This is a genomic window from Chromohalobacter sp. HP20-39 (assembly GCF_033052815.1).
Taxonomy (GTDB): Bacteria; Pseudomonadota; Gammaproteobacteria; order Pseudomonadales; family Halomonadaceae; genus Chromohalobacter.
On sequence record NZ_JAWHTP010000001.1, the window covers coordinates 456,283 to 481,948 of the forward strand.

Consider the following 25,666-nt stretch of genomic DNA (forward strand, 5'->3'; position numbering starts at 1 on the left):
ATGCTCGACGAGTGGCTCGTTTCGAGTCTCGACGCAGACCCCGTCGAGCCGCACGAAGGATGCGAAGGGCCTGCAGGAAAAGTCCCCGGCGGGCGTTACCGCCTGCACGCGCCCGGCGTGCTCGAACTGCTGCCCGATGAGCGCGCCCCAGAGGCCCAGGCATGCGTCGTTTCGGCGGGCATCCACGGCAACGAGACCGCGCCCATCGAACTCGTCGGCGCATGGCTTTCGCGTCTCGAGGCCGGCCAGCTCAGACTCGGCGCGCCGGTACTGGTGATCCTCGGCAACCTCGAGGCGATTCGACAAGGCGTGCGCTTTTGCACCACCAACCTCAACCGTCTGTTCCAACGCGGCCTGGATCTGGAAGGCGACGAGCCCGAGCGCGCCCGCGAACTGATGGCCGTTGTCGACGCCTTCTTCGCACGCCATGCCCTACCGCGCGTGCACTACGACATGCACACCGCGATTCGCGACAGCCGCTACCCGCGTTTCGCCGTCGAGCCCTTCGCCGAATCCGCGACCGATCCCGCACAATGGCAGGGGCTGGCCGCCGCCGGCATGCAGGCGGCCTTGCATCAGCATCGCCATAGCTGGACCTTCTCGCATTACTCCAAGCATTATCACGCCGCGCAGGCGTTCACGCTGGAGCTCGGCAAGGTACGCCCCTTCGGGGAGAACGACCTCGACGCATTGTCCGGGATGCTCACGCTGCTCGAGGCATTACTCGAGGGCCGTCAGATACCTGCGGGGAATCTCGAGGAGGTGCGTTTCTTCCGCGTCGTCAGCGAACTGATGCGTCAGTCGCAGGACTTCGCGCTGTGCTTCTCCGAAGAAACGCCCAACTTCACCGAATTCGCAGTAGGTACCCGGCTCGCGCATGATGGCCAGGCCGGCGACACCCGCGTCGAAGAGGCGCCGGTGGCAGTGGTGTTCCCCAATGCCCAGGTGGAACTCGGCGCACGCGCGGCACTGCTGGTACGTGCGTGCCCACCGCCAAGATGACGATCTTGCGCTTCCGCACAACACTCAATGACAACAACGACAGGACGATTTTCATGCACAAGACAACGCACTCATACGACAAACGTCGTATCATCGGCCGCCAAATCGAGTCTACTCGGTCGCCCGCGGCCTGCTAGAATCGCTCCCTTTTCGCGCTAGCCGCCCTAGGTCGCCACACCTCGCTCACCTGCTCGTTCGTCGCTACAGGGTGTGCCGACCGTGACTTACCGCCACGTTTGGAGCTTTTCATGGCTGATACGCCCATTCCCCTCGAAGTGCGTGATATCACGAAGCGCTTCGGTGACACCGAAGTTCTCAAAGGGCTCTCGCTCAAGGCCCACAAGGGTGACGTGATCACGCTGATCGGTGCCTCCGGCTCCGGCAAGAGCACCTTTCTGCGCTGCATGAACCTTCTCGAACAACCCAATGAAGGCGAGTTGATCGTGCATGGCGAGAACATCACCTTCAAGACCACCCGTCGTGGCCGCGAGCCGGCCGACTGGAAACAGGTCGAACGCATCCGCGCCAGGCTCTCGATGGTGTTCCAGAATTTCAATCTCTGGGCCCACATGACGCTGCTGGAAAACGTTACCGAGGCGCCCATCCATGTGCTCGGCAAGCCGAAACGCGAAGCCGTCGCCCACGCCCGCGATCTGCTCGAGCGGGTAGGGCTGCTCGATCACGCCGACTACTATCCGGCGCAGATGTCCGGCGGTCAGCAGCAACGCGGCGCCATCGCCCGTGCCTTGGCCATGGACCCGGAAGTGATGCTGTTCGACGAACCGACCTCGGCGCTCGACCCCGAGCTGGTCGGCGACGTGCTCAAGGTCATGCGCGATCTCGCCGAGGAAGGCCGCACCATGATCGTGGTCACCCACGAGATGAGCTTTGCGCGTGACGTGTCCTCGCAGGTGATCTATCTGCACCAGGGCATGGTCGAGGAAGTCGGTCCGCCGAAGGAAGTCCTCGACAATCCGCAGTCGGATCGCCTCAAGCAGTTCCTGGCACCGAAGCACTGACGCCCGACGGGAGAACACCGTATGATCGACTTGCAGGGCTACGGCCCCCGGCTTCTCGAAGGTGCTTTGGTCACGGTAGAAGTGGCCGTGCTGTCGTTGTTGCTGGCCTTGATCCTGGGCCTGCTCACCGCCAGCGCCAAGCTTTCGCGCAATGTGCTCTTGCACCGTCTCGCCACACTCTATACCACCCTCATTCGCGGGGTGCCCGATCTGGTATTGATGCTGCTGTTGTTCTTCGGTGGCCAGATCGGCGTCAATATGATCACCGACTGGCTGTACTATCAGTTCGGTGTGGATATCTTTATCAGCATCAATGAATTCGTCGCCGGCGTGGTGACCATCGGCTTCATCTTCGGCGCCTACATGGGCGAAACCTTCCGTGGCGCCTTCATGGCCGTCGACAGTGGCCAGCTCGAAGCCGGGCGCGCCTACGGCATGTCCAACCGGCTCATTTTCCGGCGCATTCAATTTCCGCAAATGATGCGCCACGCCCTGCCGGGGCTGGGCAATAACTGGATGGTGCTGCTCAAGACCACCGCGCTGGTCTCGGTCATCGGTCTTTCCGATATGGTGCGTATCGCCGCCGAGGCGACCAAGGCCACACACGAGCCGTTCCTGTTCATGATTCCGGTCGCGCTCATTTACCTGCTGATCGCCAGCGTATCGGAGTGGGGCGTGGCGCGGTTGCAAAAACGCTATAACGTCGGTTTCGGGGAGGCAGACGAATGGAACAACTAAACGCCTGGTTCGTCGAGCTGCTCTCGAACAATGACATCTTCACGGCCAATACCCTGGGGTATTACCTCGACGGGCTGGGCAACACCGTGAGCCTGGTGTTCCTGTCCCTGATCATAGGGTTGCTGCTGGCCGTACCGCTCGCCATCGCGCGTGGCTCGCGCCGCAAGTGGATCAAGTGGCCCATCTTCTTCTACACCTACGTGTTTCGTGGCACACCGCTGCTGATCCAGCTGTACATGATCTATTACGGCGTGGTGTTCATCGAGGGCATTCAAGACACCTTCCTGTGGGCGATTCTCAAGGAGGCCTTCTATCCCGCGCTGATCGCCTTCACGCTCAACACCGCCGCCTATACCACCGAAATCTTTCATGGTGCCATCAAGGCCACGCCGCGTGGCGAGATCGAGGCGGCACGGGCCTACGGCATGTCGCGCGCGCTGATGATGCGGCGAATCATCATGCCCAGCGCCTTCCGGCGTGCCCTGCCAGCCTACGGCAACGAGGTGATCTTCATGCTCCACGCCAGCGCCATCGCCAGCGTGGTCACCATCATGGACCTCACCGGGGCGGCGCGTTTCGTCTATGCCCGCTTCTACGCGCCCTTCGACGCCTTTCTCTTCGTGGCCGCGATTTACCTGTGCCTGACCTTCGCCATTTTGTATCTCTTCCGCTACCTGGAAAAGAAACTCCTGGCGCATCTCAAACCAATCAATGGATGAGCTTTTCTGCCTGCCTCGGCCCGCAGCATGGCACGCGGCAGGCCTCATCCTGTGAATGACATTCCAATGAGGTTTCTCATGAAAAAGCTCCTTGCACTGGCCCTGATGGGCATGGTCATGACGACCACCACCGCGCAGGCGCGCAATGCCGATGATGAAGTACGTCTGGCCATCGACGTGCCCTACGAGCCCTTCGTCTACCGCACCCCGAGCGGCGAGCTGGAAGGCTTCGAGATCGACCTCGGCAACGAGTTGTGCGAACGTGCCAACCTCGACTGCACCTGGGTCGAACAATCCTGGGACGGCATCATCCCTGGCCTGCTCGCGCGTAAATACGATGCCATCCTGTCCTCGATGGCCATCACGCCAGCGCGTGAAAACCAGGTGCTGTTTTCGATCCCCTACTACAACACCCCCAGCGTCTGGATCACGCAGCGTGGGCGTGATATCGACATCAGCGACAAGTCCTCCCTCGAGGGGCTGAGCGTCGGCGTTCAGCGCGGCACCATCCGCGACAGCTACGTCACTCAGATGTACGGCGACGTGCTGGATATACGCCGCTATTCGTCATCGCAGGACGTCGCCAACGATCTGATCGCCGGACGCCTCGATCTATCCTTCGAGGACTACCCCGTCGCCGTTGAGACCTTCCACTTCAAGGAAGACGACAGCGACTTCAAACAGGTCGGCGAGAGCATCAAGACGCCCACCTCGATCTTCGGCAAGGGCGCTGCCATGGCGTTTCGCAAACGCGACAAGGCACTGGCCGAGAAATTCAATCAGGCCATTCGCGACGTCTATGCCGACGGTACCTACGACAAGCTGATGAAGCAGTACTTCGACTACGACATCTCCCTGCCCGTCGGTAAACAATGACCGATTGCCGGCGGTAAAACATACCGCCGGCCTTTACGAGGACACTTCATGCAGCATCGCACGCACCCCTTATTGAGCCCGGTTCCCGGCACGCAACGCGCGCTGGAGAGTTTCCACTTCGGCCCCGTCGAGGCGGCAAAGCGTGTCTACATTCAAGGATCGCTGCATGCCGATGAGCTCCCCGGCATGCTGGTCGCCTGGACACTCAAGCAGCGCCTGAAAGCGCTGGAAGAGGCCGGACAGCTCAAGGCGCACGTCATCGTAGTGCCGGTCGCCAACCCCATCGGGCTCGACCAGCAACTGATGGATATTCCGCTGGGGCGCTACGATTTCGAAAGCGTCAGCAACTTCAACCGGGGCTATCGCGACGTCACCGACACTGTCGCCGAAGGGCTGGAAGGCGCGCTGACGCAGGACGCCGAGCACAACCGGGCCGAGATTCGTCGGCGTTTCATCGCCGCCCTCGACGCCCAGCCGGCCACCACGGCCTACGAGTCCCTGCACCTGACCCAGCAACGCCTGGCCTGCAACGCGGACTTCATTCTCGACCTGCACTGCGATTTCCACGCCGTCGAACACCTCTACACCACCCCGGCGGCATGGCCCGACTTCGAGCCCCTGGCGCGTTATTTCGGCGCCAAGGCCAGCATGCTCGCCACCGACTCCGGCGGCGGCTCGTTCGACGAATGTTTCACCCTGGTATGGGAGCAATTACGCGAACGCTTCGGCGACCGCTACCCCATTCCCTACGGCAGCCAATCGATCACCCTCGAACTACGCGGCCAGCAGGACGTCGCCCGCGACATCGCCGAACGCGATGCCGACGCGATTCTCGACTGGATGCGCTACCACGTCCTGATCGACGGCGAAGCACCGCCCCTGCCGGCGCTGGCGTATCCCGCCACCGAGCTCGCCGCCATGGACTTCCTGCGCGCGCCGGCAGGCGGCGTCGTGGTCTTCCATCGCACGCCGGGGGAAGAAGTCAAAAGCGGCGACTTGATCGCCGAGATCATCGACCCCATCAGCGACGCCGTACACCCCGTGCGTGCCGAGCAGGACGGCATGTTCTACGCCCGCACCCAGCGCAGAATGGCCACCGCCGGCATGATCGTCGCCGACGTCGCCGGCCACCACGCCCACCGCAGCGGCTACCTGCTCGCGCCGTAAAATGGGGCTACTCCACGAATGTATCGACAAGACGGCAACGTTGAGCGACGGCAGATTGTGCGGTCACAGATAGAGCATCATGTGACAGTCGATTGTAGCCAGGCCCCGCTTTCACATTTCAGGCGTTTTGCGTCAATGCTGCCGCTTACGCGTGCACTGGAGAGCACGATGGCTTGATCCGTGGCCACGAGCTGGCCGGTGACACTGCCTGCAACGCAAACCGTACGCGCCTCGATACGCGGAGATACGCTGCCCGCTTCGTTAACCATGACAGAATGTTCCCAGGCCGTGACGTTGCCTACGATGGCGCCACTAATGACCAGCGCTTCATGAGCACTCACATCACCGTCAATACGCAGTGTCGAACCAATCAGACTTCCGCCGGACACGGGCAAGCATTGGGGGGTCTCTGTCGATGGAGACGTCGGTAAATCAACCTTGACTGGATTTTGCGGCTGACTCGGCAGATTGGAGGCTTCTTTGGAGGGGGCTGATTGACGCTGCTGCAGACGCCAGGAAGACGGCCGGGCTGCGGAGGTACGCTTTTTGATACGCCTCTTGCCGTCCAGCACAATGATGATGAGCGCTATCAAGCTCAAGACGAAAAATACATCCCCGCCCCCCATAATTGCCCCTTGGTCAGTATCGAATGTACGAGTATAGGCAGGTCTCTACACACTGAGAAAACACGACTAACAGGTCTTATCGTCAGCTACTCATCCTTTTGATCTCGAGCCGACAAGGCAATATTTCCTGGTACCGTTGTTTTTTCTCACGCGACTTGGACCTTCCCCTATGTTCAGCAAGCACAAACCCGACAGTGTTCCTGCCGACCATACGGTGCCGCCTCCCGCCTCACCCAAAAGCACCACCCAAGCGGACGTGCCACGAGACAAGACCAGGCGATCCGCTATCATCGGCGCCCAAACCAGCATTAAAGGTAACGTCATCGGTGAGGAAGAACTGGTTATCGATGGCCAAGTAGTGGGCACCGTAGAGTTCAAGCGCAATACGGTCAGCATTGGCAATGCCGGCCGCGTGGAAGGGGATATCTATGCCCAAACGCTACACGTAGCAGGGCATGTCGAAGGGCGACTGATCGCCTCTCAAAAAATTTCCATCCATCATACGGCATATATCGTTGGCACCATCATCACCCCTTCCCTGATGCTGGAAGACGGCGCCGTCTTCCAAGGCAGCATCGATATGGACGCCGAAAACGCAGTCCTGCTCTCTGCATTTGAAGGAGAAGTTGGCAAGTCGACGCCTCATCACGCCCAGGACCAGGAAGACGCGGTGGATGATTTTGATGACACCGACGCGACAACGCCGCCTGCTGAGGAAGATATATATCACGAGGATAAACCTTGAACTCTTGCCTCCGCGCAGCAACCGCCACCGACAACGGGTAGCCCAAGCTGCCCGTTGTATTGCAAGTAAGCCAGCACTTACCCCCTCGCCCATCGATAACAACACGCCCTCACCAAGCCACGAACTGCATCGATAAGCAGCACCTTATCCGCTTTGCTGACAGACCTCATCCCGCCTAGTATTAATCTCTAAGGCCGCATGGACGGCTCGAAAAATAACCGATACGCATGGGACTACCGCATCAACACGATATGCAGTGGCCGTGGCGGTAGCGTGCCTGACGATTTCCCCAACCTCCTCGTAACACCGAAAGCGTAACGGAAATTGGCAAAAGCAGCAGGCACGCGAATTCTGCATAACGCGCCGAATTATTCTTAGTATGCATTAAAATCAATGGGTTAGGTGCGTAAGGACAAGCTAGATAAGATTTATTGAACGCGCGCGCTCGTTCAAGTAGCAAAACGAGCGCACTGTCTAATACGCTGTTATGCAGAACTAATTGAACCCATTAGGGTGGAGTTGAATGAGATTTAAGGGCCTTAAAGAAAAGATGATAGAGTCCCCCTCGTGGCGGACGGTCTTCTCTTTTCTGATTCCTGTCTTGACAGGGATTTTATCGGGCGCATTTGTAACAGAAATCACTATAAATGGAGTCGTTACTTGGTCTTTGTTTTACAAAGCTAATAGCTTTTATGGACTGCTGGTCACGTCCTTTTGCATTTATATTTATAATAAAGAAGTATATCTTTTTGAAAAACAAGTTTCTAAATTTGCTGACACAGAATACTGTACGGCATACATGAGAAGCAAGTGCTTGCCTGAAGCAGCGGAAAGATATAAACAGATAATTCGCTCTGGGAATGGCGGTGAGTTGAAGCAGGCAATGGATGAAATCAACAAGGTGCTGAAATGAAGGTATTGGTCAGCCCAGAGTTTAACGAAAAATTATCAGCCTTAAACTCTGATAATATTCAAAGCTTATCAAAGTTTATCAAGTCAGCTGAAAGTCTAGATAGGAACAATCTTCTTATTGAGTCTAGTCTTGGTATCTCGCTCTTGTCGGATGATATATACATTGCCAAGCTGCCCTCAGGTAGACTTTTCTTTACCATCGGAGAGGATGAAGACGACTATTTGCTGCTAATGGATGTAACTGCAATTGAGAGCAACGATAGAGGTGGCAAAAGAGAGTTTTTTACCTCTAGCAACCCAAAAACTAATGAATCGCTTAACCCGAAAACAAACTCGACAATTAACCCGAAGCTTAACTCCGCAATCAATCCAAAGTTCAATTCGTCAATAAATCCGAAGCTCAACTCATCGATAAACCCGAAGCTTAACTCTGCAATTAATCCAAAGTTCAACTCGTCAATCAATCTAAAGTTTAATTCATCTATCAATCCAAAATTCAATTCTTCAATTAATCCGAGAATGAATAGGGCCCTTAACCCCAAAATGAATCGCAGCTACGGTGGTCCGTATCTTTACGATACGAGCCTCAATCAAGATTCGTATCTAGTTAAGGCTAATAATGATGTAGATCTGATCTATTCTACTAACATAGAGTTGCTAGGTTTTTTGGTAAAAGCAAATGAAAACGTTAAGATTGAATTTGATCTAAATAACAAGTTCGCGGGGTATCTTGTCAGGGCAAATGAACAAGTATGGTTGAGGTACTCGGCCAGCAATGAGTGGGTAGGGCTACTTGTATGAATTGCATAACAATGCCAAGCACGGCGACAGCATTTTCGTTCCGGCTTCGCCTTCACTACAATGCTTTGCGTGTTGACGCCGTTATAAGTCGATGAGCGATGGTTGAGTCAGTGTTTAAATATAAAAAAGAGGATCAAATATGACGCAGTTAAAAGTCATTGATGACTACACGAAACCCATGGTGCGGGTGTTCGTGATGCTGACAGCATTGCTAGCGGCACTGCTGATTTCTTGGAAGTTTACTGGCTCCCCTCTCCCGCAGGATTCAGAATACTCTTTGATATTTCAAAATGCGCTTCTGTTGATAGTTCTCGGTTCAGCTGTATTAGAGCATTTCTTTACTAAGCCGGCAGATTCAATGGTAAACTCATTGATGGCGGGCATTACGATGTTTGGGGTCTTTAATACGTCTCCGCCACTAGCTTGGTGGTCCGTTTTTTTATACTGCGTATTTGTTTTCACTATTTCAACAATCTGCGTTGCTACATCAGGGGATAGATTCGGGAGTAGTGTATTTGAATCTGTGAATAGCTATTTATATAGACCAGCAGTTGTGCTTGGCAGAGCTAGGATAATCTTCTCGGTTGTATTTTTATTCGGTTTATATTCTTTCTACTCTATACAGTCAGAGATTACTGTGGCACTTATTGTCTTTTGGGGTATTTTTATGGCGATATGGCCCCTTAAAATACCGCAATTTTTATCATCACTTAGTTTTCGGGCGAAAAAAAATAACTTAGCTATCGGCAAGCTTATGAGAATAGATAGCCCTGGGATATTACGATTCGCTATTACCCATAATACGGGATGGGAAAGTGGAAGTCCGTTGATATATCAACGGATTGATGATACCCAACAGTGGGTGCTTCCTTTATATTCACACTTAAATGATGAGCGCAGGGTTGGTACTGCAATTTCTCTGGGTAATGTTGATAATCCAGTGAAAGGATTGGCTAACGGGCGTATATACGAAAGCGCCGAGAGTTTGGATAGTGAGTCTGTAATGACGCTCATGGGCGAACGTCCAGATGCTAGGTTGCTCGGGTTTGTCGCAGAAGACTCGTCAATTGGCCGCATACGTTTAGAAGTTAATGTCAATGCACCTTGCGCTGATGGCATGTTAATCTGGTGCAGAGTAGGCGTCGATAAGGTTTATTATCAGATTTCAGCCGGATCGACCATTGAAGAAAATTTGGATAGTGATAAACATGGCTATCAGATCGCCTATGCTTCACAGCTTGGAACCATGGAGAATGGCGAGTTTAAAAAGTTTGACTGGCTCCCAAATATGAACACACCAGTTTTTGCGTTCTCCGACGAAAATGCTGTCATCGATGGAGTGCACGATAATGCTCATTATTTCACATACGGATATCTACCAAAAACCAAAATCCCCGTAACCGGTGATTTTGTTGATAACTTTAACTTTCATACAGCGGTTCTGGGTGTAACCGGATCTGGGAAGACTGAATTTGCGTTTGATCTAATAAGGCACTCTATCGCCAAAGACATTAAAGTTATTTGCATTGATTTGACATCTCAATACCAAGATAGATTAGCAGATCTTAATCCTACAGATTTATCGATACAAGAAAGTACGTCAATTGATCTTAGCCAAAAGCTTTTTGAGGCAGAGACCGGGCCGTATGGTGCAGGCAACGAAAAAAAGGCGTTGAAGGCTTTCAGCGATAGGCTTAGAGAAGATATTGATAACAATCTTAGAACTTTTATGGAAGATGGCCAAGCTAGCTTAGGCCTTATCCAACTTCCTGAAATTTCTAACTCGCAAGCGTCGATTTTTATCACAGAGATCTATATGTCCTGTCTTCTGAATCTTGCCAAAGAAAGATTTGGTGAAAATAACAGCAAGGTTCTAGTCGCTGTTGAAGAAGCGCACACAGTAATGCCAGAAACCGCAACTATGGGTGTATCGGATTTTGCATCAAAAGGTTTAGTTGCAAAAATATCGCAGATTGCCTTACAGGGGAGGAAATACAATGTTGGGCTCCTTGTTCTTGGTCAAAGGACGGCTAATGTTAGCAAGACCGTTCTGACTCAATGCAACTCAATCATTAGCTTCGCCTGTTACGACGATACAAGTGTTGGATTTCTTAGAAATGTTTTTGGTTCTAGCTATGCTGAAATGGTTCCTGATTTAAAGAGTTTGCAGGCCGTTGTATTTGGAAAGATTGTTAAATCAGAACGCCCAATTGTTGTAGATATACCCTTTAGTAAAGACAAGGCAGATACTTGAGCATGTCCGTAAGTATAAAACTTCTTATAACAAGTTGCTGCACTCGGAAAAATTACTCGCTGCGCTCCTAATTTTCCGGTGAGCAAGGCGTTAGCTCTTTTGAGGGAGTTCATGATCCTATACAAGTACATGTCCTTGGGAGCCGCGCGCAAGGTGATCGATACCCTGTCATTAGGTTTTTCATGCCTTGAAGACTTGAACGACCCTTTTGAAGGTACAGCCTTTGGATTTAAAGACAGCGGTAAGTCTACAATAAGCGCGAGCATTGCCACGAATGCTTGTAGAAACCGTTTCTCCAGAAAGTACGGTGTTTTATCTTTGACTCGCCAACCGTTGAATGCGCTTATGTGGTCGCATTATGGAGACTCCCACCAAGGGGTAGTTCTTGGATTTGATTGTGATTTGGCTGGATTTTCAGACCCGCAAAGCAACGTAATTCCAAGCCAATATGGAGAGATGATCTATTCGGCTACGAAGCCGCACAAGGACCTGCCGGTAATTAACGATCATGAGCTAATGGATATTGGTGGTAGCCTTCGCTTTGACTCGAACACCTTCAATCTAATGAAGAGAGCTTTTCTATATAAGTCACTTGAGTGGGCATATGAAGAAGAAGTCCGTATTGTCAAGAACATAGAAAACATTCCTTTCAGTTATCACACTGGTGTTGGGCGCTATGGTGAATGGAACAAGATGACTGTATCTGGTCGGCCTCTATACTGCTTTGATGTGCCAGAGAGCGCGCTTAAAGAAATTTACCTAGGGCGACATTTATATAGAAATGTTACAAAGAGTAATTCTATTACCGATGAAAACTTGAAAGGTGTGCTTCAGTCATGGGGGAGAAAAGATATCAAGATGATGCAATGTGAGCCCGATGTTCACTCGTGGAGCCTCGTTGCAAGACCATCTATCAACAAAAGCTAGCCAGTGTCTGTTGGCGGACACACCTACGCTGGCGCTCCGGCACGCCGCAAAGCCAGGACGTTCAGTTCCTGAAGGAGGATCAGCTGTGACTCTAATGACCATCTTCTTGTTCATACCAGCGAGCTTTGCTTTAAACATGGCTCCTGGCCCTAATAATCTTCTTTCGATGGCGAACGCCAAACGTTATGGCATCAAGGCTGCCTGCTGCGCTGGCATTGGCCGTCTTGTTGCCTTTGTGGGCATGATCACTCTCGCTGCTACAGGGCTGGCGACAGTGCTGTATACGTCCGAGAAATTATTTTTCGCTATAAAGGTAGCTGGAGGGCTCTATCTGCTCTGGCTGGCATATCAGCTATGGACCGAAGATCCTAATGAGGGTGGGAACGAGGCGCTGGGAGGAAAAAGCCTATTCCAACTCACGAGGCAAGAATTCTTTCTGGCGGCTGGCAACCCCAAGGCTATTCTTATTTTTACAGCGTTCTTTCCTCAGTTTGTTGATCCTGCAGGCTCTGTTGGTTTCCAATTCTTAGTTTTAGGCGCTCTATTTTTGATGCTTGAGTGGATTTCGATAGCCGCTTATGCGTTTTTTGGGAAAGCATTGCGTCATTGGTTCTCTCAACCTCCAATGCGTCGCCTGTTCAACCAGATTTGCTCGGGGCTACTTGGTAGTGCTGGCATTGGGCTTCTATTGGCTCGCCGTGAATGAACTGACAATGCCATTAAATTCGTCCCTGCAGTCGCCGGACATTCGTCTCTAGCGTATTGCATTCAGAGCCCGCACTCCCCTGATCAACTTCGAGGTTTTTCTGATGACGATTCGAAATGCGGTGGAACAGGATTTAGCAAGAATTGTGGACATCTACAATGCTGCTGTCCCTTCCAAGCGATCCACTGCTGACACTGACCCCGTCAGCATAGAATCCAAGTCTGAATGGTTTCGTAAGCACAATCCTCAGCGACGCCCACTTCTCGTATATGAAATAAACGATGAAGTGGCTGCATGGGTAAGCTTCGAGGACTTCTATGGGCGTCCTGCCTACCATCACACCGCCGAACTTAGCATATATATTGCGCCAGAGCATCAAGGCCAACATCTCGGTCAAACATTACTCAGTGAGGCATTGGGACTCGCACCGAGGCTCGATTTAAAGACGCTGATTGGCTATGTCTTCGCACATAATGAACCTAGCATACGGTTATTGCGTGGATTCGGTTTTCAGGAGTGGGGGCGATTGCCTAACGTGGCGGAAATGGACGGCAGAGAGTTCAGCCTATGTATCATGGGAAAGCGACTCGGTAACTCTACGCCATAGCACGAAACCATCTAGCCTACACCGGTACTTCACGCGTCTAATGCAGCACGTTAAGCGCCATGGGGTTCAGTTGATGTGAGTCCAACGCGGCTACCTGCTGGTACCCGCCCCTTTGCCAGGCCACGCGATGCTAGGCATCAAGGCGGCGCTTCGCTATGCTGCAAGGCGTGAAACTCAGGGCTGCTCACGAGGCGGCTCCATAACAACACACTGCAAATTCCGTAGAGAGCTTTCCATGAAAAAATTGCTGACCATCACCCTTCTCGGTAGCGCCCTGCTGGCAGGGAGCGCCTTCGCTCAGGATACCTTGCGTATCGGCGTCGACGTTCCCTACGAGCCGATGGAATACCGTACCGCCGACGGTGAACTCACCGGCTTCGACATCGAGCTGGGCAATGCGCTGTGTGCCGAGATCGACAGGAAGTGCGAGTGGGTCGTGCAAGCGTGGGATGGCATCATTCCGGGCCTGATGGCGCGCAAGTACGATGCGATCATGTCGTCGATGACCATCAACGAGGCGCGCAAGAAGACCGTGCTCTTCTCCAACCCGTACTTCAAGCCGCCCTCCGCGTGGTTCGCGCCGAGCGGCAGCAAGATCGACTTCCCGGCCAAGCAGACGCTCGAAGGCAAGACCATCGGCGTACAACGCGGCACCTTGCAGGACAACTACGTCACCGACATGTTCGGCGATGTGGCCGACATCAACCGCTATACCACCGCGGATGATCTCGTTCTCGACATGGATGCCGGGCGCGTCGATATCGCTTTCCTCGACTTCCCGGTGGGCAAGTCCACCCTGCTGGACAGCGAAGAAGGGAACTACAAGGTGGTCGGCAGCATGATCACCAAGCCTGAAAAGTACTTTGGTGAAGGCTTCGGTATTGCCTTCCGCCAGCGCGATAAAGAGCTCGCGAAGCAGTTCAACGAAGCCCTGGCAACGCTGAAGGAAAACGGTACCTATCAGGAAATCTACAACAAGTATTTCGCTGAGGGCTCCAAGTAAAACGTTGGGATAACCAACGCTAGATGCCTTGGGGGCGGCCTTCGGGTCGCCCCTTTGCGTTATGGCAAGTGTTCAGAACGTCTCTTTCACGGGCGGGGCGAAACGCGCGATAAAGCGCGCCATCGCCGGTCCCAGCAGCACCACCGTGAAAAGCCGCAACGTCTGCAGCGCCACCACTAGCCCCACATCGGCATGGGTATCGATGGCGATAATGGTCATCGAATCCAATCCGCCGGGGCTGGTCGCCAGATAAGCAGTGATGAAGCTTGTATCCATGAGCCCCACCATCAGCAGCGCCGAGAGCGCGCACAGGGCGATCAGCACTAGCGAGGCCATGACCATCTTGCCCAGCGAGCGAGCCACGGTCGCCAAGGCGGCGCGGTCGAAGCGCAGCCCCACATAGACACCGATGAAGCCGTAAGCCAGCATCAGCAAGGGCGCAGGCATGGACAGCGTCGCCCAGCCGCCGAGATGCAGCACTGTGCCGATGAGCATCGGCCCCAGCAAGGCACCTGCAGGCAGGCGGCGATCACACAGCCATACCCCGCCGCCGACGACCGCCAAGGTGATCGCCAGATCGACCGTCCCCGCTAGATCCTCGGGAAAGCCGCCCCCACCGCGCGATGGCGCACCGCTCACCCCCAGCCAATGGCTCACCAGGGCTCCCACGAGCACCACGCACACCACTCGCACGTATTGCATCGCCGCCACGATGCGCGGGTCGGTATCTTCGCGCTCCTCGGCCATCGCCACCATCGCCGCCGCTGCACCCGGCGTGGTGCCCCAGGCCGCCGTGCTCCCGGGAAGACCGCCATAACGTACCAGAACGATACCCACCAGCAGGCTGAGCAGTAACGTAATGGCCGTGGCCAGCAGCATCACCAGCCAGCCATCGAGGATCGTCATCAGCACGCCCATCGTCATAGTGTGCGCGATCAGCACGCCGACCGTGCCCTGGCCGAGCTTGAAGCAACGTCTCGGCAGACGCAGACCGCTACCGCCGATGCCGAAAGCGATGCCCACCAGCATCGGGCCGATGAAGCCACCCGCCGGCATGCGCCAGTAATTGAGCACGCCACTCGCCGCGCAGCACGCCACGAACAAGGCCAGCCACAGCCCGGCACGGTGTATGCGGGAAGATGACGGTCGAGAAGACGCAGGGCGCGGGGAAGGGGCCAAGGGGATGCTCCACAAAAGAGACGCATTATAGCAAGCTAAGCACTTTCCGCGAGAGCGCCGCCGCGCATATCACTGCCGAATCCGGCGAGTCCGGCGCCGGCGACACGTTACACTAGGATCGTCATGCCCACGAGGAGCCCCACCATGCTCGATCCCGACCGCTGCCGCGTGGCCCGTCTATCGCGGGATGCTCGCTTCGATGGGCGCTTCTTCGTCGGCGTGACCACGACCGGGATCTACTGCCGGCCGATCTGCCCTGCCCGGCCGCCGCGTGACGACAATGTGCGCTATTTCCCCAGCGCTGTGGCCGCCGCCCAGGCGGGTTTTCGTCCTTGCCTGCGCTGCCGCCCGGATAGCGCCCCCGAATCGCCCGCCTGGCATGGCAACCACACCACGCTACGCCGCGCCTTGCGGCTGATCGATGAAGGTGCCTTGAGCCAAGCCTCCCTGGGCGCGCTCTGCGAGCGCCTCGGCATCGGCGAGCGCTACCTGCGCCTGCTGTTCCAGCACCATCTGGGCGTCTCACCCAAGGCCTACGCCCTGCATCGCCAGTGCCTGTTCGCCAAGCAGTTGCTGCACCAAAGCGCGCTGCCGGTGGCCGATATCGCCTATGCCAGCGGCTTCACCAGCCTGCGGCGCTTCAACGATGCGTTCCGTCGCCAAGTGGGGCACGCACCACGTGAGTTGCGACGTACGCCTGGGCCACCCAGCCAAGACCTCACGCTGACGCTGGCCTATCGCCCGCCTTACGCCTGGGAATGGCTGCGCGACTTCCTCGCCGAGCGCCGCATCGACAAACTGGAATGGGGGGACGAGCGTCACTACGGACGCTACATTCAGTGGGGACCGGCGCGTGGCCATTTCACCGCCGAGCACCTACCCGAGCGGTCTTGTTTTCGCGTCACGCTGACACTCGATGACCTCGGGGCGCTCTCGCCGGTGGTGCGCAATATCCGCCGCGTGCTCGACCTGGACGCCGACACGGCGCTCATCGAGGCCCAGCTTCAGAAGATGCTTCCGGAAGCGTTTCCCCTCGTCGAGGGCCTGCGCCTGCCCGGCCTGTGGAGCCCTTTTGAGGCCGGCGTACGCGCGATTCTAGGCCAGCAGGTCTCGGTCTCGGCGGCGCGCGGGCATACGGCCCGCCTGGTCGAAGCGCTTGGCGAATCCACCGCCGAGGGCGGTCGGCACTTTCCTACGCCCGCACGCATCGCCGCCAGCGACCTGGCGTTTCTGCGCATGCCTCAGGCGCGCCGTGACTGTCTGCGCGGCCTGGCGCAAACCGAATGCGAGCAGCGCCTCGATGACGACCCCCGCTACTGGACCACGCTAAAGGGCATCGGCCCCTGGAGTGCCGATTACGCCGCCCTGCGCGGTACCAGTCATCCCGATATCTGGCTGGGCGGCGACCTGGGCGTCAAACGGGCCCTGGCGGCGCTGGACACACTCGAGCCGGATCTTGCCGCGCCGTGGCGCAGTTATCTCACCCTGCAACTCTGGAGTCGCTGATATGGCATCCCCCGCTTACGCTATCGATTACTTCACGCCTGAACCGACCTCGCCGCTGGGCATGCTACGCATCCTCGCCAGCGAGCACGGGATTCGCGAGATCGCCTTCGTCGACAGCGCCGAGACACCGGCGTCGCCCTCGCCGCTCACCGAGACCTGCCGCGAGCAGCTAAGTGCCTACCTCGAGGGAGCATTGCGTGACTTCGACGTGCCGCTCGACCCTCAAGGTACGCCCTTTCAGCAACGCGTATGGGCGGCATTGGCTCGCATTCCTTTCGGGGAGACGCGCAGCTACGCGGAAATCGCCCGGGATATCGACAACCTCAAGGCAATGCGCGCGGTCGGCGCCGCCAACGGGCGCAATCCGTTGCCCATCGTCGTGCCTTGTCACCGTGTGATCGGGCGTAATGGTACGCTCACCGGGTACGCTGGCGGGCTCGAGCGCAAGGCTTGGTTGCTGGAGTTCGAGCGCACGCACATCAATCAGCGGAGGTGAGCCATGACGCAAGATCTTGAACAAGCGCGGCAAGTGCTAGATTTCTGGTTCGTTGAGGCGGGCCCCAAGCAGTGGTTCAGCAAGGACGCAGCGTTCGACCAGGCGCTCGCCGAACGCTTCGGGGCACTCCACGACGCGGCGTGTCGCTGCGAGCTTTACGCCTGGCGGCAAAGTAGCCGCGGCGCCTTGGCGGAAATACTGCTGCTGGATCAGTTCTCGCGCAACATCTACCGCGATCAGGCCCTCGCCTTCGCTCAGGACCCGTTAGCGCTGAGCCTCGCCCAGCACATGGTTGCTCAAGGCGGCGATCAGGAACTACCGCCCGAACAGCAGGCGTTTGTCTATATGCCGTACATGCACAGCGAGTCGCCCTTGATCCACCAAGAGGCCCTGCGGCTTTTCGATCAGCCGGGGCTGGAGCGCAATCTGGACTTCGAACAGCGCCATTGGGCGATTATCGAGCGATTCGGCCGTTATCCGCATCGCAATGCGATTCTGGGTCGGGAATCGACGCCGGAAGAACACGACTTCTTACGCCAGCCAGGCTCATCTTTCTAAGATTGGGTAATCTGACTGGCCATCAGGCGCCGCGAGGAACGGGGTAACGCCGCCAACGGGGCCGTCAGCGTGCCGAGCAAGCGCCAGCTCAAATAGAGAAAGCCGAGGGGGAAGAGAATCGTCTGGACGATGAACACCGCCGCCAAGGCCACCACGTTCTCGGTCATGCTATCCAGACGTGTCAGCAGATCGCGCACCGGATGGCCCACGGCGCTTTCCCATTTATCCTTGAGCTGTTGCCACACGCCGTCGTCTTCCTCACGAATGCCGGCCTGCGTCTCGGCGACGTCCTGGAACACCGCGCGATCTTGGTCCAGCGCCGTGTAAAGCCCCTCGCGTTGGTCACCGATCAGCGCATCGCCCATCCAGGTACTGGCCAGCGCCGCGATGAGTACCGCGAAACGTAAAAACGCCATCAGCAAGAATGCCCGACGGGCCCATTCTTGCCAGACGCCACGCCCCCAGACGAGCGACACCGCCAGCAACAGGCAACTCAACGAGAAAAGCGTCTTGATGACCGCGTGGCCGGCCATCTGGATCAAGACCTTCTGCATCGCCAGCGAGGCCGTGGAGGCGAACATGATCCACGAGAAACGCTCGACGAGATCGTTGGCGGGGTCCAGCGCCTGGCCGAACTGCACCTGAAAGACCATGGCGTCGGCCGTGATGCTCTGCATCACCGAAATGGCCGCGTTGAGCGCCTTGGCCAGGGCAAAGCTCTTGAACGCCGTGGATAGAGCGTCATCCAGCGTGGCCATCGCCACGTCGTGCATGACGCCGAGCCACGACACCAGCGCCAAGATCAGTAACGCCGCCACCGCCCAACGGCGGTGGGGCATGCGAGAAGACAGCGACATGACGAAAGCTCCCGGGACAATGCCCAGACCCTAACCGCTCGGCGACCGGAGCGCCATCGTCATCAGATCAGCAGTTGGTAGCTCAACGCCGATACCAGCAAGGTGGCGGAGCCCATCGCGGAGACGATGAGGGCATGGCGCAGGGTATCCAGCTTCAAGATGCGCATGGGGGCAACCTCGCGTGACAGTGACTTGTGCCTCCTTAATAAGCAATTGCGCCGGGTCACTCAATACGCCTTTGGATTAAGATGGCAAGCGTCGCGGGCTCGATGCCCGCGACGCGGCCCTACGCTACCGACACCAGATACCAAGATGATATCGTCTACGCGTTCATTCGCATCCATTCAAGAGGTCATCATGTCCAGCAAGGTCTATTGCACCGCCCAGTTCAAGCCCAAGCCCGGCAAGGAAGAGAGCGTCTTTCAGGCACTCCAGGCGCTCGAGCCCAATGCGCACCGCGAAGACGCCTGCATCCAGTACACCGTGACCCGGAAGATCGACAACCCGTTCGCCGATGGCACCAGCTACCCCATCGTCTTCCACGAGATCTGGGCCGACCGCGCCTCCTTCGAAGCGCATTGCCAGCGTCGCGAAGTGCAAGCCTTCTTCGCCAACTACGTCGAAGCCGAGGACGGCGATGTCGAAGACGCCAACGTCTGCGTGTATACCGATGAGCCGGCCGATTTCGACGCCCCCAAACTGTAACGCGCCGCGCCGACGGATGATCGTCCCGGTCGTTGCCCCTGCACATCGCGAGATAGCATGAAAAGCCGCTGGGACGATCTGGAAGCGCTGCTTGCCGTGGTCGACGCCGGTGGCTTCACTGCCGCCGCCGAGCGCCTGAGCACCAGCACCGCGCGGCTCTCGCGGGCCGTTTCTCGCCTGGAGAAGCGGCTCGAGACGACCCTCGTGCACCGCACCACACGGCGCCTGGATATCACCGAGGAAGGCGAGGCGTTCATCGCCCAGGCCCGCCAGGCGCTGGGTACCCTGGAGACCGCCGAGGAAGCGCTTACGGTGCGCCGTCGCGAGCCCGCAGGGCGCCTGCGCGTCGACGCCGCTACGCCGTTTCTACTGCATCAGATCGTGCCTCACCTCGCCGAATTCCATGCCGCCTACCCCAAGGTGCGCCTGGAGTTGACCACCCACGAGACCAACATCGACCTGATCGAGCAACGCACCGATGTCGCCATCCGCATCGGCCGCCTGGAAGACTCCACCCTGCATGCTCGCCCGCTCGGCCATAGCCGGCGCCGCCTGGTGGCGAGCCCTGCTTACCTGGCACGCTATGGCACGCCGCGCCATGTCGAGGATCTGGCGCATCATGTGCTGCTGGGCTTCACGCATCTGACCCAGCTCAACCGCTGGCCAATCGGCGACGGCCGTACCATCCAGCCCACCCTCGCCTCGAGCAGCGGCGAAGCGTTGCTGCAAATGGCCGAAGCCGACGTGGGCATCGCCTGCCTGGCGGATTTCCTGACGCGCGGCGCCCGCCAAGCAGGACGCCTGACAGTGGTACTCGACGCCGCCACCCACGTGCGCCACGAACCCATTCAAGCGGTCTACTACCGCAATACGGCGCTTCACGGCCGCATCAATGCCTTCCTGGATTTCTTCGCCGACCGCCTGACACTCTGATCCCGTCATGCCACACCATGTGCGCAGCTATCTTTGCGATTACCGCAAGAATGTTTTGCAATTAGGCGCCTTTATTGCAAGACCGCGACTCGGCAGACTGCCCCACCTTTTGCATTCACATGCCTACCAAGTGGGAACGACACCATGAAGATTCTGCTGATCAACGGCGCCAAGGCCTTCGCGCATTCCGGTGGCCGTTACAACGACACCCTGCACGACGTGGCACGCGGCGAACTCGCCGAAATGGGCCACGAGATCCGCGAGACCCGCATCGACGACGGCTACGATACCGACGCCGAAGTCGAGAAATTCCTGTGGGCCAATGTCATCGTCTATCAGATGCCCGGCTGGTGGATGGGTACGCCATGGACGGTCAAGCGCTATATCGACGAGGTCTTCACCGCCGGCCACGGATCGCTCTACGCCAGCGACGGCCGCTCACGCAAGGACCCCAGCCTTCAGTACGGCAGCGGCGGCTTGCTCCAAGGACGGCGCTACATGCTCTCGCTGACCTGGAACGCGCCCGCCGAAGCCTTCGATGAAGCCGACAACTTCTTCGAGGGCCGCGGCGTCGACGGCGTCTACTTCCCGTTCCACAAGTCGCAGGCGTTCATTGGCTTGGACGCCATGCCGACCTTCATCGCCAACGATGTCATCAAGGCGCCCGATGTAGAAGGCCATGTCGACGCCTATCGCGCGCATCTGCGCGCACACTTTGCCAACGCCTGAACGCTAAGCCTGAATCGGCCTCCGGGCCGTCGCCTCACGGCGTCGGCCCGCACTTCTCTTGCCTCCCTCCTCCTCCTGCGCTTTCACCTTTCGGCCCACGGCAAGCGTTTCAACGAAATGCTAAGATAGCGCGCCCGTTCGAGAGGAAGGCTTTGTCCATGTCCGCGCGTTCCGATTCTCCAGCCGTTCCCCTGCCCGCTGCGCTATGGCTCGTCGCCTTCGCGCTGGCGGCCATCAATTTGCGTGCCCCCATCGTAGTGGTGGGGCCGGTACTGGAATCGATCATGCAGACACTGGCCATCGGCGCCGGCGTCGCCAGTTTGTTCACCACCGGCATGATCCTGTGCTTCGGCGTGCTCTCGCCGCTGGCGCCCGGTGTCGCCGCGCGTCTGGGACTGGATCGCGCGCTCGCCCTGGCACTCGGCGCCATCGCGCTGGGCGGACTGCTGCGTGGCATCGAGAGCCTACCGGTGATGCTCGTCGGGACATTCTTCGCCGGCCTGGGCATCGCCTTCGGCAACGTCTTCATGCCCAGTCTGGTCAAACGCGACCGCCCCGAGCGCATCGGCCAGACCATGGGGCTCTACACGGTGGTGATGGGGATCGGCGCGACCCTCGGCGCGGGGACCGCAGTGCCGTTGATGAATCTAAGCGGTGCCTGGTCGGTGCCCATCCTGATGTGGGCGGGCATCGGCGCAGCCACCACGGCACTCTGGATCTGGATGGCTTGGCGGCGACCCAAGGCAAGCGACGACGGCCAATCGACCAATATCACGCGGCTGTTCCAGAGCCGCACCGCCTGGACGTTGACGCTGTTCATGGGTATGCAGTCGCTGGGCTTCTACACCCTGCAGACCTGGGTGCCCGCCGTGGCCTCGGCCGCGGGCGTGCCCAGTGCAACGGCGGGTGGCATGCTGTCGATCATCAACCTGACCACCATCCCCGCGAGTTACGTGATCGCGCGCCTCGCCGCTCGCCTGCACCACCATAGCCTGCTGGTACTGGGGCTTTGCATGTTGATCGCGCTGGGGCTGGTAGGATTGTGGCTGGCACCCACGGCGTCGCCCACGCTATGGGCGATCCTGCTCGGCGCCGGCCAGGGCGGCTGCTTCAGCTTCGCCCTGACCATGATCGTAATGCGCACCCGGCGTGCCAACCACGCCGCCATGCTCTCCGGCATGGCCCAGAGCCTCGGCTACCTCATGGCCGCCGGCGGCCCACTGTTATTCGGCGCCCTGCACGGCGTCACCGGCGACTGGCGACTCTCGCTGTGGCTACTGATGGCCCTGCTCAGCGTACAAACCGTCGCCGGAGTGATGATCGGCCGGCCCAAGCTCGTCACGGTGCGCGAAGGTTGATGCATCTGATACGCTCGATAAAAAATTGCTGTTCTTTAGAATGACCGATAAATCTTAGAATCCAGCAGCGCATTACTCAGAATACAACGCAGGCAGAATCGTGACGCTCACAGGCATAAGCCCTGGACTTTGCTGCTGTCTGTCTGCTGCCAGGGAAAACGAGCATGGAAAACCAATTCTTTGAGCGGCCGATCCTCAATTCGCCCTATGAATACCCCTCCCGTCATTGGGAGCTTGACGATCAGGGACAGCCCACTCAACAGATTGTTGAAAAGCGCCGTCGCGCCGAATTCGTCACTCCGATCCCCAAGCCCAAGAAACGCAAAGGGGTCAAGGAACAGACGGATCTGCTATTCGATGAAGGCATAGGCCTCTCGACCGCCGATCAGCAATACGATCACACCGCCGTTATCAATGCCGTGCGCCATGCGGTCGACAAGTGGCGACAACTGCCCAATCCCAACGATTGGCGCGTTACCCCAGAGACTGCTCGCTTGCTTCAGCACTGGCGACACCATGATTTTAGCGGCATCCGGCCATTTTTCTGCCAGATAGAAGCTGCTGAAACCGCTATCTGGCTGACTGAAGTCGCCCCGAAGATGGGCAAAGCTGGCGAGAGTTTTCTGGAACACCTCGACAACGCGAATAACGATGCCAACCCCGAACTCATGCGCTTGGCGCTCAAGCTGGCCACCGGTGCCGGCAAGACGACTGTCATGGCGATGCTAATCGCCTGGCAAACCGTCAATGCCGTGCGCCACCCCAACAGCAGGAAGTTTACCCGTGGTTTTGTATTGGTCGCGCCAGGTATCACTATCAGGGATCGTCTACGCGTATTGCGGCCCAACGATCCGAACAGCTATTACGCCAGCCGTGAGCTAGTGCCCAGCGAAATGCTGGAAGATCTAAATAAAGCCAAGGTCGTCATCACCAACTACCACGCCTTCAAACGGCGTGAACGCATGGAGCTTTCCAAGGGCGGGCGTCTATTACTGCAGGGTCGCGACGGTTCACCGCTAGAAACCCTGGAGACAGAAGGCCAGATGTTACAGCGGGTCATGCCGGAGTTGATGGGGCTGAAGAATATCGTAGTCATCAATGACGAAGCCCATCACTGCTACCGTGAAAAGCCCGCGACTGGCGAAGAAGAAGCATTGAAGGGCGACGAAAAAAAAGAGGCCGAGAAGAACAAGGAAGCGGCCCGCCTGTGGATTTCCGGCCTCGAAGCCATCAATCGCAAGCTCGGCGTGGCGCGCGTATTCGATCTGTCTGCGACGCCGTTCTTCCTCAGCGGCTCGGGCTACGTCGAAGGTACCCTGTTTCCGTGGACCATGAGCGACTTCTCACTGATGGATGCCATCGAATGCGGCATTGTCAAGCTGCCGCGCGTACCGGTAGCCGAGAACATCCCCGGTGAAGAAATGCCGATGTTTCGCGAGTTGTGGAAGCACATCGGCAAAAAAATGCCCAAGAAAGGCCGAGGCAACAGCAAGACACTCGATCCACTCAGTATTCCCGTGGAGTTGCAGACGGCCCTGCAGGCGCTATACGGCCATTATGAAAAAACTTATGCACTCTGGCAGCAGGCCGGTAAAAAAGTGCCGCCCTGCTTCATCGTGGTGTGTAACAACACGGCCACTTCCAAGCTGGTCTACGACTATATCTCCGGCTTTATCCGCGAAAATGAAGACGGTTCGTCCAATGTCGTTAATGGGCGCCTGGAGTTGTTTCGTAATTACGACGAGCACGATAATCCACTACCGCGCCCCAATACTCTGTTAGTCGATAGCGAACAGCTCGAATCCGGCGAAGCACTGGACAAGAACTTCCGCTCCATGGCCAGCGACGAGATCGAGCGATTCAAGCGTGAGGCGCTCGAACGCGGTGACGACCTGGCCAATGACCTGCGCGCCGGCAAGGAGATCGACGATGCCACCCTGCTGCGCGAGGTAATGAATACGGTCGGCAAGGCCGGCACTCTGGGTGAGTCGATCCGCTGCGTGGTTTCAGTATCGATGCTCACCGAGGGTTGGGATGCCAGCACTGTGACGCATGTGCTGGGCGTACGTGCCTTCGGCACCCAGCTATTGTGCGAACAGGTAATTGGCCGCGCCTTGCGCCGTCAATCCTACGATCTCAACGAAGATGGCCTGTTCAACGTCGAGTATGCCGATGTACTGGGTATCCCATTTGATTTCACCGCCAAGCCGGTAATCGCGCCGCCGCAGCCGCCGCGCGAAACCATCCAGGTCAAGGCCATGAGGCCGGAACGCGACTCACTGGAGATCAGGTTCCCGCGTGTAGAAGGCTACCGTGTCGAGCTACCCGAAGAACGCCTCAATGCCCAGTTCAATGAAGACTCCATATATGAGCTAACTCCCGCCATTGTCGGGCCGTCCATCACCAAGAATTCGGGCATCATCGGCGAGACTGCTGACCTCAGCCTGGCGCACATCCGCGACATGCGTCACTCTACCCTGCTGTTCAACATTACCCAGCGCCTGCTCACCACCAAGTGGCGCGATCCTGGCGAACAGCCCAAGTTGCATCTGTTCGGTCAGCTCAAGCGCATCACCAAGCAATGGCTAGATACCTGCCTGGTCTGCAAGGGCGATACCTATCCGGGCCTGCTGATGTATCAGTCGCTTGCCGATGTTGCCTGCGACCGCATTACCGCGGCGATTACCCGTGCAGAACAGGGCAAACGCCCCATCAAGGCTGTACTCGATCCCTACAACCCCACAGGCAGCACGGCCCATGTCAACTTCAATACGTCCAAGACCGACCGGTGGGAAACCGATGCCCAGCGCTGCCAACTCAACTGGGTAATCCTCGATAGTGATTGGGAGGCGGAGTTCTGCCGCGTAGCCGAGGCCCACCCCAAGGTGCTGGTCTACGTCAAGAACCATAACCTGGGGCTGGATGTGCCTTACCGCTACGCTTCGGAAACTCGTACGTACCGTCCCGACTTTATCGTTCAGGTGTATGACGGCCATGACGATCCGCTCAACCTGATCGTCGAGATCAAGGGCTACCGTGGCGAAGATGCCAAGGAAAAGAAATCCACCATGGACACCTACTGGGTGCCGGGGGTGAACAATCTGGGCAGCTATGGCCGCTGGGCCTTTGCCGAGTTCACCGATGTATTCCAGATGCAGGACGACTTCGCCAAAAAGGTCGAAGCCGAATTCAACAAGATGATCGACGCCGCGACTGTCGAGCCCAAGGCGAAAGGCAACTGAT

25 protein-coding genes are annotated in these 25,666 nt (G+C 57.3%); 22 read left to right on the forward strand and 3 right to left on the reverse strand.

The window, feature by feature from the left end; translation table 11 throughout:
• The 6 genes from RVY79_RS02115 to RVY79_RS02140 all read left to right on the forward strand — a co-directional run bounded on the left by RVY79_RS02115 (position 1) and on the right by RVY79_RS02140 (position 5,521).
• On the forward strand, positions 1-1,002 hold the full coding sequence (locus RVY79_RS02115) for a succinylglutamate desuccinylase (protein ID WP_317462348.1): 1,002 nt from the start codon (positions 1-3) through the stop codon (positions 1,000-1,002).
• Between the two features lie 248 nt (positions 1,003-1,250).
• Entirely contained in the window at positions 1,251-2,021 is a 771-nt protein-coding gene (locus tag RVY79_RS02120; RefSeq protein WP_317462349.1) for an ABC transporter ATP-binding protein, read from the forward strand.
• 21 nt (positions 2,022-2,042) lie between these two features.
• Positions 2,043-2,759, forward strand: a complete 717-nt coding sequence (locus RVY79_RS02125) for an ABC transporter permease (RefSeq protein ID WP_317462350.1) — start codon at positions 2,043-2,045, stop codon at positions 2,757-2,759.
• On the forward strand, positions 2,747-3,478 hold the full coding sequence (locus RVY79_RS02130; RefSeq protein ID WP_317462351.1) for an ABC transporter permease: 732 nt from the start codon (positions 2,747-2,749) through the stop codon (positions 3,476-3,478). The genes RVY79_RS02125 and RVY79_RS02130 overlap by 13 nt, the downstream gene beginning before the upstream one ends.
• A gap of 78 nt (positions 3,479-3,556) precedes the next feature.
• Positions 3,557-4,354: a transporter substrate-binding domain-containing protein gene (locus RVY79_RS02135; protein WP_317462352.1), complete on the forward strand. Its 798-nt coding sequence runs from the start codon at positions 3,557-3,559 to the stop codon at positions 4,352-4,354.
• 48 nt (positions 4,355-4,402) lie between these two features.
• Positions 4,403-5,521 (forward strand): M14 family metallopeptidase, encoded by a 1,119-nt coding sequence (locus RVY79_RS02140; protein ID WP_317462353.1) that lies wholly within the window; start codon positions 4,403-4,405, stop codon positions 5,519-5,521.
• A gap of 77 nt (positions 5,522-5,598) precedes the next feature.
• Here the strand turns inward: RVY79_RS02140 and RVY79_RS02145 are convergent, their stop codons facing one another.
• Positions 5,599-6,147, reverse strand: coding sequence for a polymer-forming cytoskeletal protein (locus RVY79_RS02145; protein ID WP_317462354.1), 549 nt, complete (start codon positions 6,145-6,147; stop codon positions 5,599-5,601).
• Between the two features lie 169 nt (positions 6,148-6,316).
• Between RVY79_RS02145 and RVY79_RS02150 the strand changes: the two genes are divergently transcribed.
• The 8 genes from RVY79_RS02150 to RVY79_RS02185 all read left to right on the forward strand — a co-directional run bounded on the left by RVY79_RS02150 (position 6,317) and on the right by RVY79_RS02185 (position 14,102).
• Positions 6,317-6,892: a polymer-forming cytoskeletal protein gene (locus RVY79_RS02150; RefSeq protein WP_317462355.1), complete on the forward strand. Its 576-nt coding sequence runs from the start codon at positions 6,317-6,319 to the stop codon at positions 6,890-6,892.
• A 523-nt stretch (positions 6,893-7,415) separates the two neighbouring features.
• Complete coding sequence (locus RVY79_RS02155; RefSeq protein ID WP_317462356.1) at positions 7,416-7,805, forward strand: hypothetical protein; 390 nt, start codon at positions 7,416-7,418, stop codon at positions 7,803-7,805.
• Complete coding sequence (locus tag RVY79_RS02160; protein WP_317462357.1) at positions 7,802-8,605, forward strand: hypothetical protein; 804 nt, start codon at positions 7,802-7,804, stop codon at positions 8,603-8,605. Before RVY79_RS02155 ends, RVY79_RS02160 begins: the two co-directional genes overlap by 4 nt.
• Before the next feature lie 139 nt (positions 8,606-8,744).
• On the forward strand, positions 8,745-10,859 hold the full coding sequence (locus tag RVY79_RS02165) for an ATP-binding protein (RefSeq protein ID WP_317462358.1): 2,115 nt from the start codon (positions 8,745-8,747) through the stop codon (positions 10,857-10,859).
• Between the two features lie 111 nt (positions 10,860-10,970).
• Positions 10,971-11,786 carry a DUF2971 domain-containing protein gene (locus tag RVY79_RS02170; protein WP_317462359.1) on the forward strand — a complete coding sequence of 272 codons (816 nt, stop codon included), beginning with the start codon at positions 10,971-10,973 and terminating at the stop codon, positions 11,784-11,786.
• 85 nt (positions 11,787-11,871) lie between these two features.
• Positions 11,872-12,492: a LysE family translocator gene (locus RVY79_RS02175; RefSeq protein ID WP_317462360.1), complete on the forward strand. Its 621-nt coding sequence runs from the start codon at positions 11,872-11,874 to the stop codon at positions 12,490-12,492.
• Positions 12,493-12,595: 103 nt separating this feature from the next.
• Complete coding sequence (locus tag RVY79_RS02180; RefSeq protein ID WP_317462361.1) at positions 12,596-13,099, forward strand: N-acetyltransferase family protein; 504 nt, start codon at positions 12,596-12,598, stop codon at positions 13,097-13,099.
• 235 nt (positions 13,100-13,334) lie between these two features.
• Entirely contained in the window at positions 13,335-14,102 is a 768-nt protein-coding gene (locus tag RVY79_RS02185; protein ID WP_317462362.1) for an ABC transporter substrate-binding protein, read from the forward strand.
• 72 nt (positions 14,103-14,174) lie between these two features.
• Here the strand turns inward: RVY79_RS02185 and RVY79_RS02190 are convergent, their stop codons facing one another.
• Positions 14,175-15,281, reverse strand: a complete 1,107-nt coding sequence (locus RVY79_RS02190; protein WP_317462364.1) for an AbrB family transcriptional regulator — start codon at positions 15,279-15,281, stop codon at positions 14,175-14,177.
• Positions 15,282-15,425: 144 nt separating this feature from the next.
• On the opposite strand from RVY79_RS02190, the gene RVY79_RS02195 reads away from it, so the two are divergent.
• From RVY79_RS02195 to RVY79_RS02205, 3 genes are read left to right on the forward strand one after another with little or no spacing between them, the layout of a single operon-like run.
• Entirely contained in the window at positions 15,426-16,787 is a 1,362-nt protein-coding gene (locus tag RVY79_RS02195; RefSeq protein WP_317462365.1) for a DNA-3-methyladenine glycosylase 2 family protein, read from the forward strand.
• Position 16,788: 1 nt separating this feature from the next.
• Positions 16,789-17,283, forward strand: coding sequence for a methylated-DNA--[protein]-cysteine S-methyltransferase (locus tag RVY79_RS02200; protein WP_317462366.1), 495 nt, complete (start codon positions 16,789-16,791; stop codon positions 17,281-17,283).
• 3 nt (positions 17,284-17,286) lie between these two features.
• On the forward strand, positions 17,287-17,841 hold the full coding sequence (locus RVY79_RS02205; RefSeq protein WP_317462368.1) for a DUF924 family protein: 555 nt from the start codon (positions 17,287-17,289) through the stop codon (positions 17,839-17,841).
• Here the strand turns inward: RVY79_RS02205 and RVY79_RS02210 are convergent.
• Positions 17,838-18,698, reverse strand: coding sequence for a hypothetical protein (locus tag RVY79_RS02210; RefSeq protein WP_317462369.1), 861 nt, complete (start codon positions 18,696-18,698; stop codon positions 17,838-17,840). The genes RVY79_RS02205 and RVY79_RS02210 overlap by 4 nt on opposite strands.
• A gap of 357 nt (positions 18,699-19,055) precedes the next feature.
• Between RVY79_RS02210 and RVY79_RS02215 the strand changes: the two genes are divergently transcribed.
• From RVY79_RS02215 to RVY79_RS02235, 5 genes are all read left to right on the forward strand, one after another.
• Positions 19,056-19,403, forward strand: coding sequence for a putative quinol monooxygenase (locus tag RVY79_RS02215; protein WP_317462370.1), 348 nt, complete (start codon positions 19,056-19,058; stop codon positions 19,401-19,403).
• Positions 19,404-19,460: 57 nt separating this feature from the next.
• Positions 19,461-20,336 (forward strand): LysR family transcriptional regulator, encoded by an 876-nt coding sequence (locus RVY79_RS02220; protein WP_317462371.1) that lies wholly within the window; start codon positions 19,461-19,463, stop codon positions 20,334-20,336.
• Between the two features lie 144 nt (positions 20,337-20,480).
• Positions 20,481-21,065: an NAD(P)H-dependent oxidoreductase gene (locus RVY79_RS02225; protein WP_317462372.1), complete on the forward strand. Its 585-nt coding sequence runs from the start codon at positions 20,481-20,483 to the stop codon at positions 21,063-21,065.
• 158 nt (positions 21,066-21,223) lie between these two features.
• Positions 21,224-22,423, forward strand: coding sequence for an MFS transporter (locus RVY79_RS02230; RefSeq protein WP_317462373.1), 1,200 nt, complete (start codon positions 21,224-21,226; stop codon positions 22,421-22,423).
• 164 nt (positions 22,424-22,587) lie between these two features.
• On the forward strand, positions 22,588-25,665 hold the full coding sequence (locus tag RVY79_RS02235; protein ID WP_317462374.1) for a BPTD_3080 family restriction endonuclease: 3,078 nt from the start codon (positions 22,588-22,590) through the stop codon (positions 25,663-25,665).
• Position 25,666: the final 1 nt, after the last annotated feature.

What these genes read in the sequence shown, in the direction of transcription:
- RVY79_RS02115 (WP_317462348.1), top strand. Translation starts at nt 1, where the DNA reads ATGCTCGACGAGTGGCTCGTTTCGAGTCTCGACGCAGACCCCGTCGAG.
- RVY79_RS02120 (WP_317462349.1), top strand. Translation starts at nt 1,251, where the DNA reads ATGGCTGATACGCCCATTCCCCTCGAAGTGCGTGATATCACGAAGCGC.
- RVY79_RS02125 (WP_317462350.1), top strand. Translation starts at nt 2,043, where the DNA reads ATGATCGACTTGCAGGGCTACGGCCCCCGGCTTCTCGAAGGTGCTTTG.
- RVY79_RS02130 (WP_317462351.1), top strand. Translation starts at nt 2,747, where the DNA reads ATGGAACAACTAAACGCCTGGTTCGTCGAGCTGCTCTCGAACAATGAC.
- RVY79_RS02135 (WP_317462352.1), top strand. Translation starts at nt 3,557, where the DNA reads ATGAAAAAGCTCCTTGCACTGGCCCTGATGGGCATGGTCATGACGACC.
- RVY79_RS02140 (WP_317462353.1), top strand. Translation starts at nt 4,403, where the DNA reads ATGCAGCATCGCACGCACCCCTTATTGAGCCCGGTTCCCGGCACGCAA.
- RVY79_RS02145 (WP_317462354.1), bottom strand. Translation starts at nt 6,147, where the DNA reads ATGGGGGGCGGGGATGTATTTTTCGTCTTGAGCTTGATAGCGCTCATC.
- RVY79_RS02150 (WP_317462355.1), top strand. Translation starts at nt 6,317, where the DNA reads ATGTTCAGCAAGCACAAACCCGACAGTGTTCCTGCCGACCATACGGTG.
- RVY79_RS02155 (WP_317462356.1), top strand. Translation starts at nt 7,416, where the DNA reads ATGAGATTTAAGGGCCTTAAAGAAAAGATGATAGAGTCCCCCTCGTGG.
- RVY79_RS02160 (WP_317462357.1), top strand. Translation starts at nt 7,802, where the DNA reads ATGAAGGTATTGGTCAGCCCAGAGTTTAACGAAAAATTATCAGCCTTA.
- RVY79_RS02165 (WP_317462358.1), top strand. Translation starts at nt 8,745, where the DNA reads ATGACGCAGTTAAAAGTCATTGATGACTACACGAAACCCATGGTGCGG.
- RVY79_RS02170 (WP_317462359.1), top strand. Translation starts at nt 10,971, where the DNA reads ATGATCCTATACAAGTACATGTCCTTGGGAGCCGCGCGCAAGGTGATC.
- RVY79_RS02180 (WP_317462361.1), top strand. Translation starts at nt 12,596, where the DNA reads ATGACGATTCGAAATGCGGTGGAACAGGATTTAGCAAGAATTGTGGAC.
- RVY79_RS02185 (WP_317462362.1), top strand. Translation starts at nt 13,335, where the DNA reads ATGAAAAAATTGCTGACCATCACCCTTCTCGGTAGCGCCCTGCTGGCA.
- RVY79_RS02195 (WP_317462365.1), top strand. Translation starts at nt 15,426, where the DNA reads ATGCTCGATCCCGACCGCTGCCGCGTGGCCCGTCTATCGCGGGATGCT.
- RVY79_RS02200 (WP_317462366.1), top strand. Translation starts at nt 16,789, where the DNA reads ATGGCATCCCCCGCTTACGCTATCGATTACTTCACGCCTGAACCGACC.
- RVY79_RS02205 (WP_317462368.1), top strand. Translation starts at nt 17,287, where the DNA reads ATGACGCAAGATCTTGAACAAGCGCGGCAAGTGCTAGATTTCTGGTTC.
- RVY79_RS02210 (WP_317462369.1), bottom strand. Translation starts at nt 18,698, where the DNA reads ATGTCGCTGTCTTCTCGCATGCCCCACCGCCGTTGGGCGGTGGCGGCG.
- RVY79_RS02215 (WP_317462370.1), top strand. Translation starts at nt 19,056, where the DNA reads ATGTCCAGCAAGGTCTATTGCACCGCCCAGTTCAAGCCCAAGCCCGGC.
- RVY79_RS02220 (WP_317462371.1), top strand. Translation starts at nt 19,461, where the DNA reads ATGAAAAGCCGCTGGGACGATCTGGAAGCGCTGCTTGCCGTGGTCGAC.
- RVY79_RS02225 (WP_317462372.1), top strand. Translation starts at nt 20,481, where the DNA reads ATGAAGATTCTGCTGATCAACGGCGCCAAGGCCTTCGCGCATTCCGGT.
- RVY79_RS02230 (WP_317462373.1), top strand. Translation starts at nt 21,224, where the DNA reads ATGTCCGCGCGTTCCGATTCTCCAGCCGTTCCCCTGCCCGCTGCGCTA.
- RVY79_RS02235 (WP_317462374.1), top strand. Translation starts at nt 22,588, where the DNA reads ATGGAAAACCAATTCTTTGAGCGGCCGATCCTCAATTCGCCCTATGAA.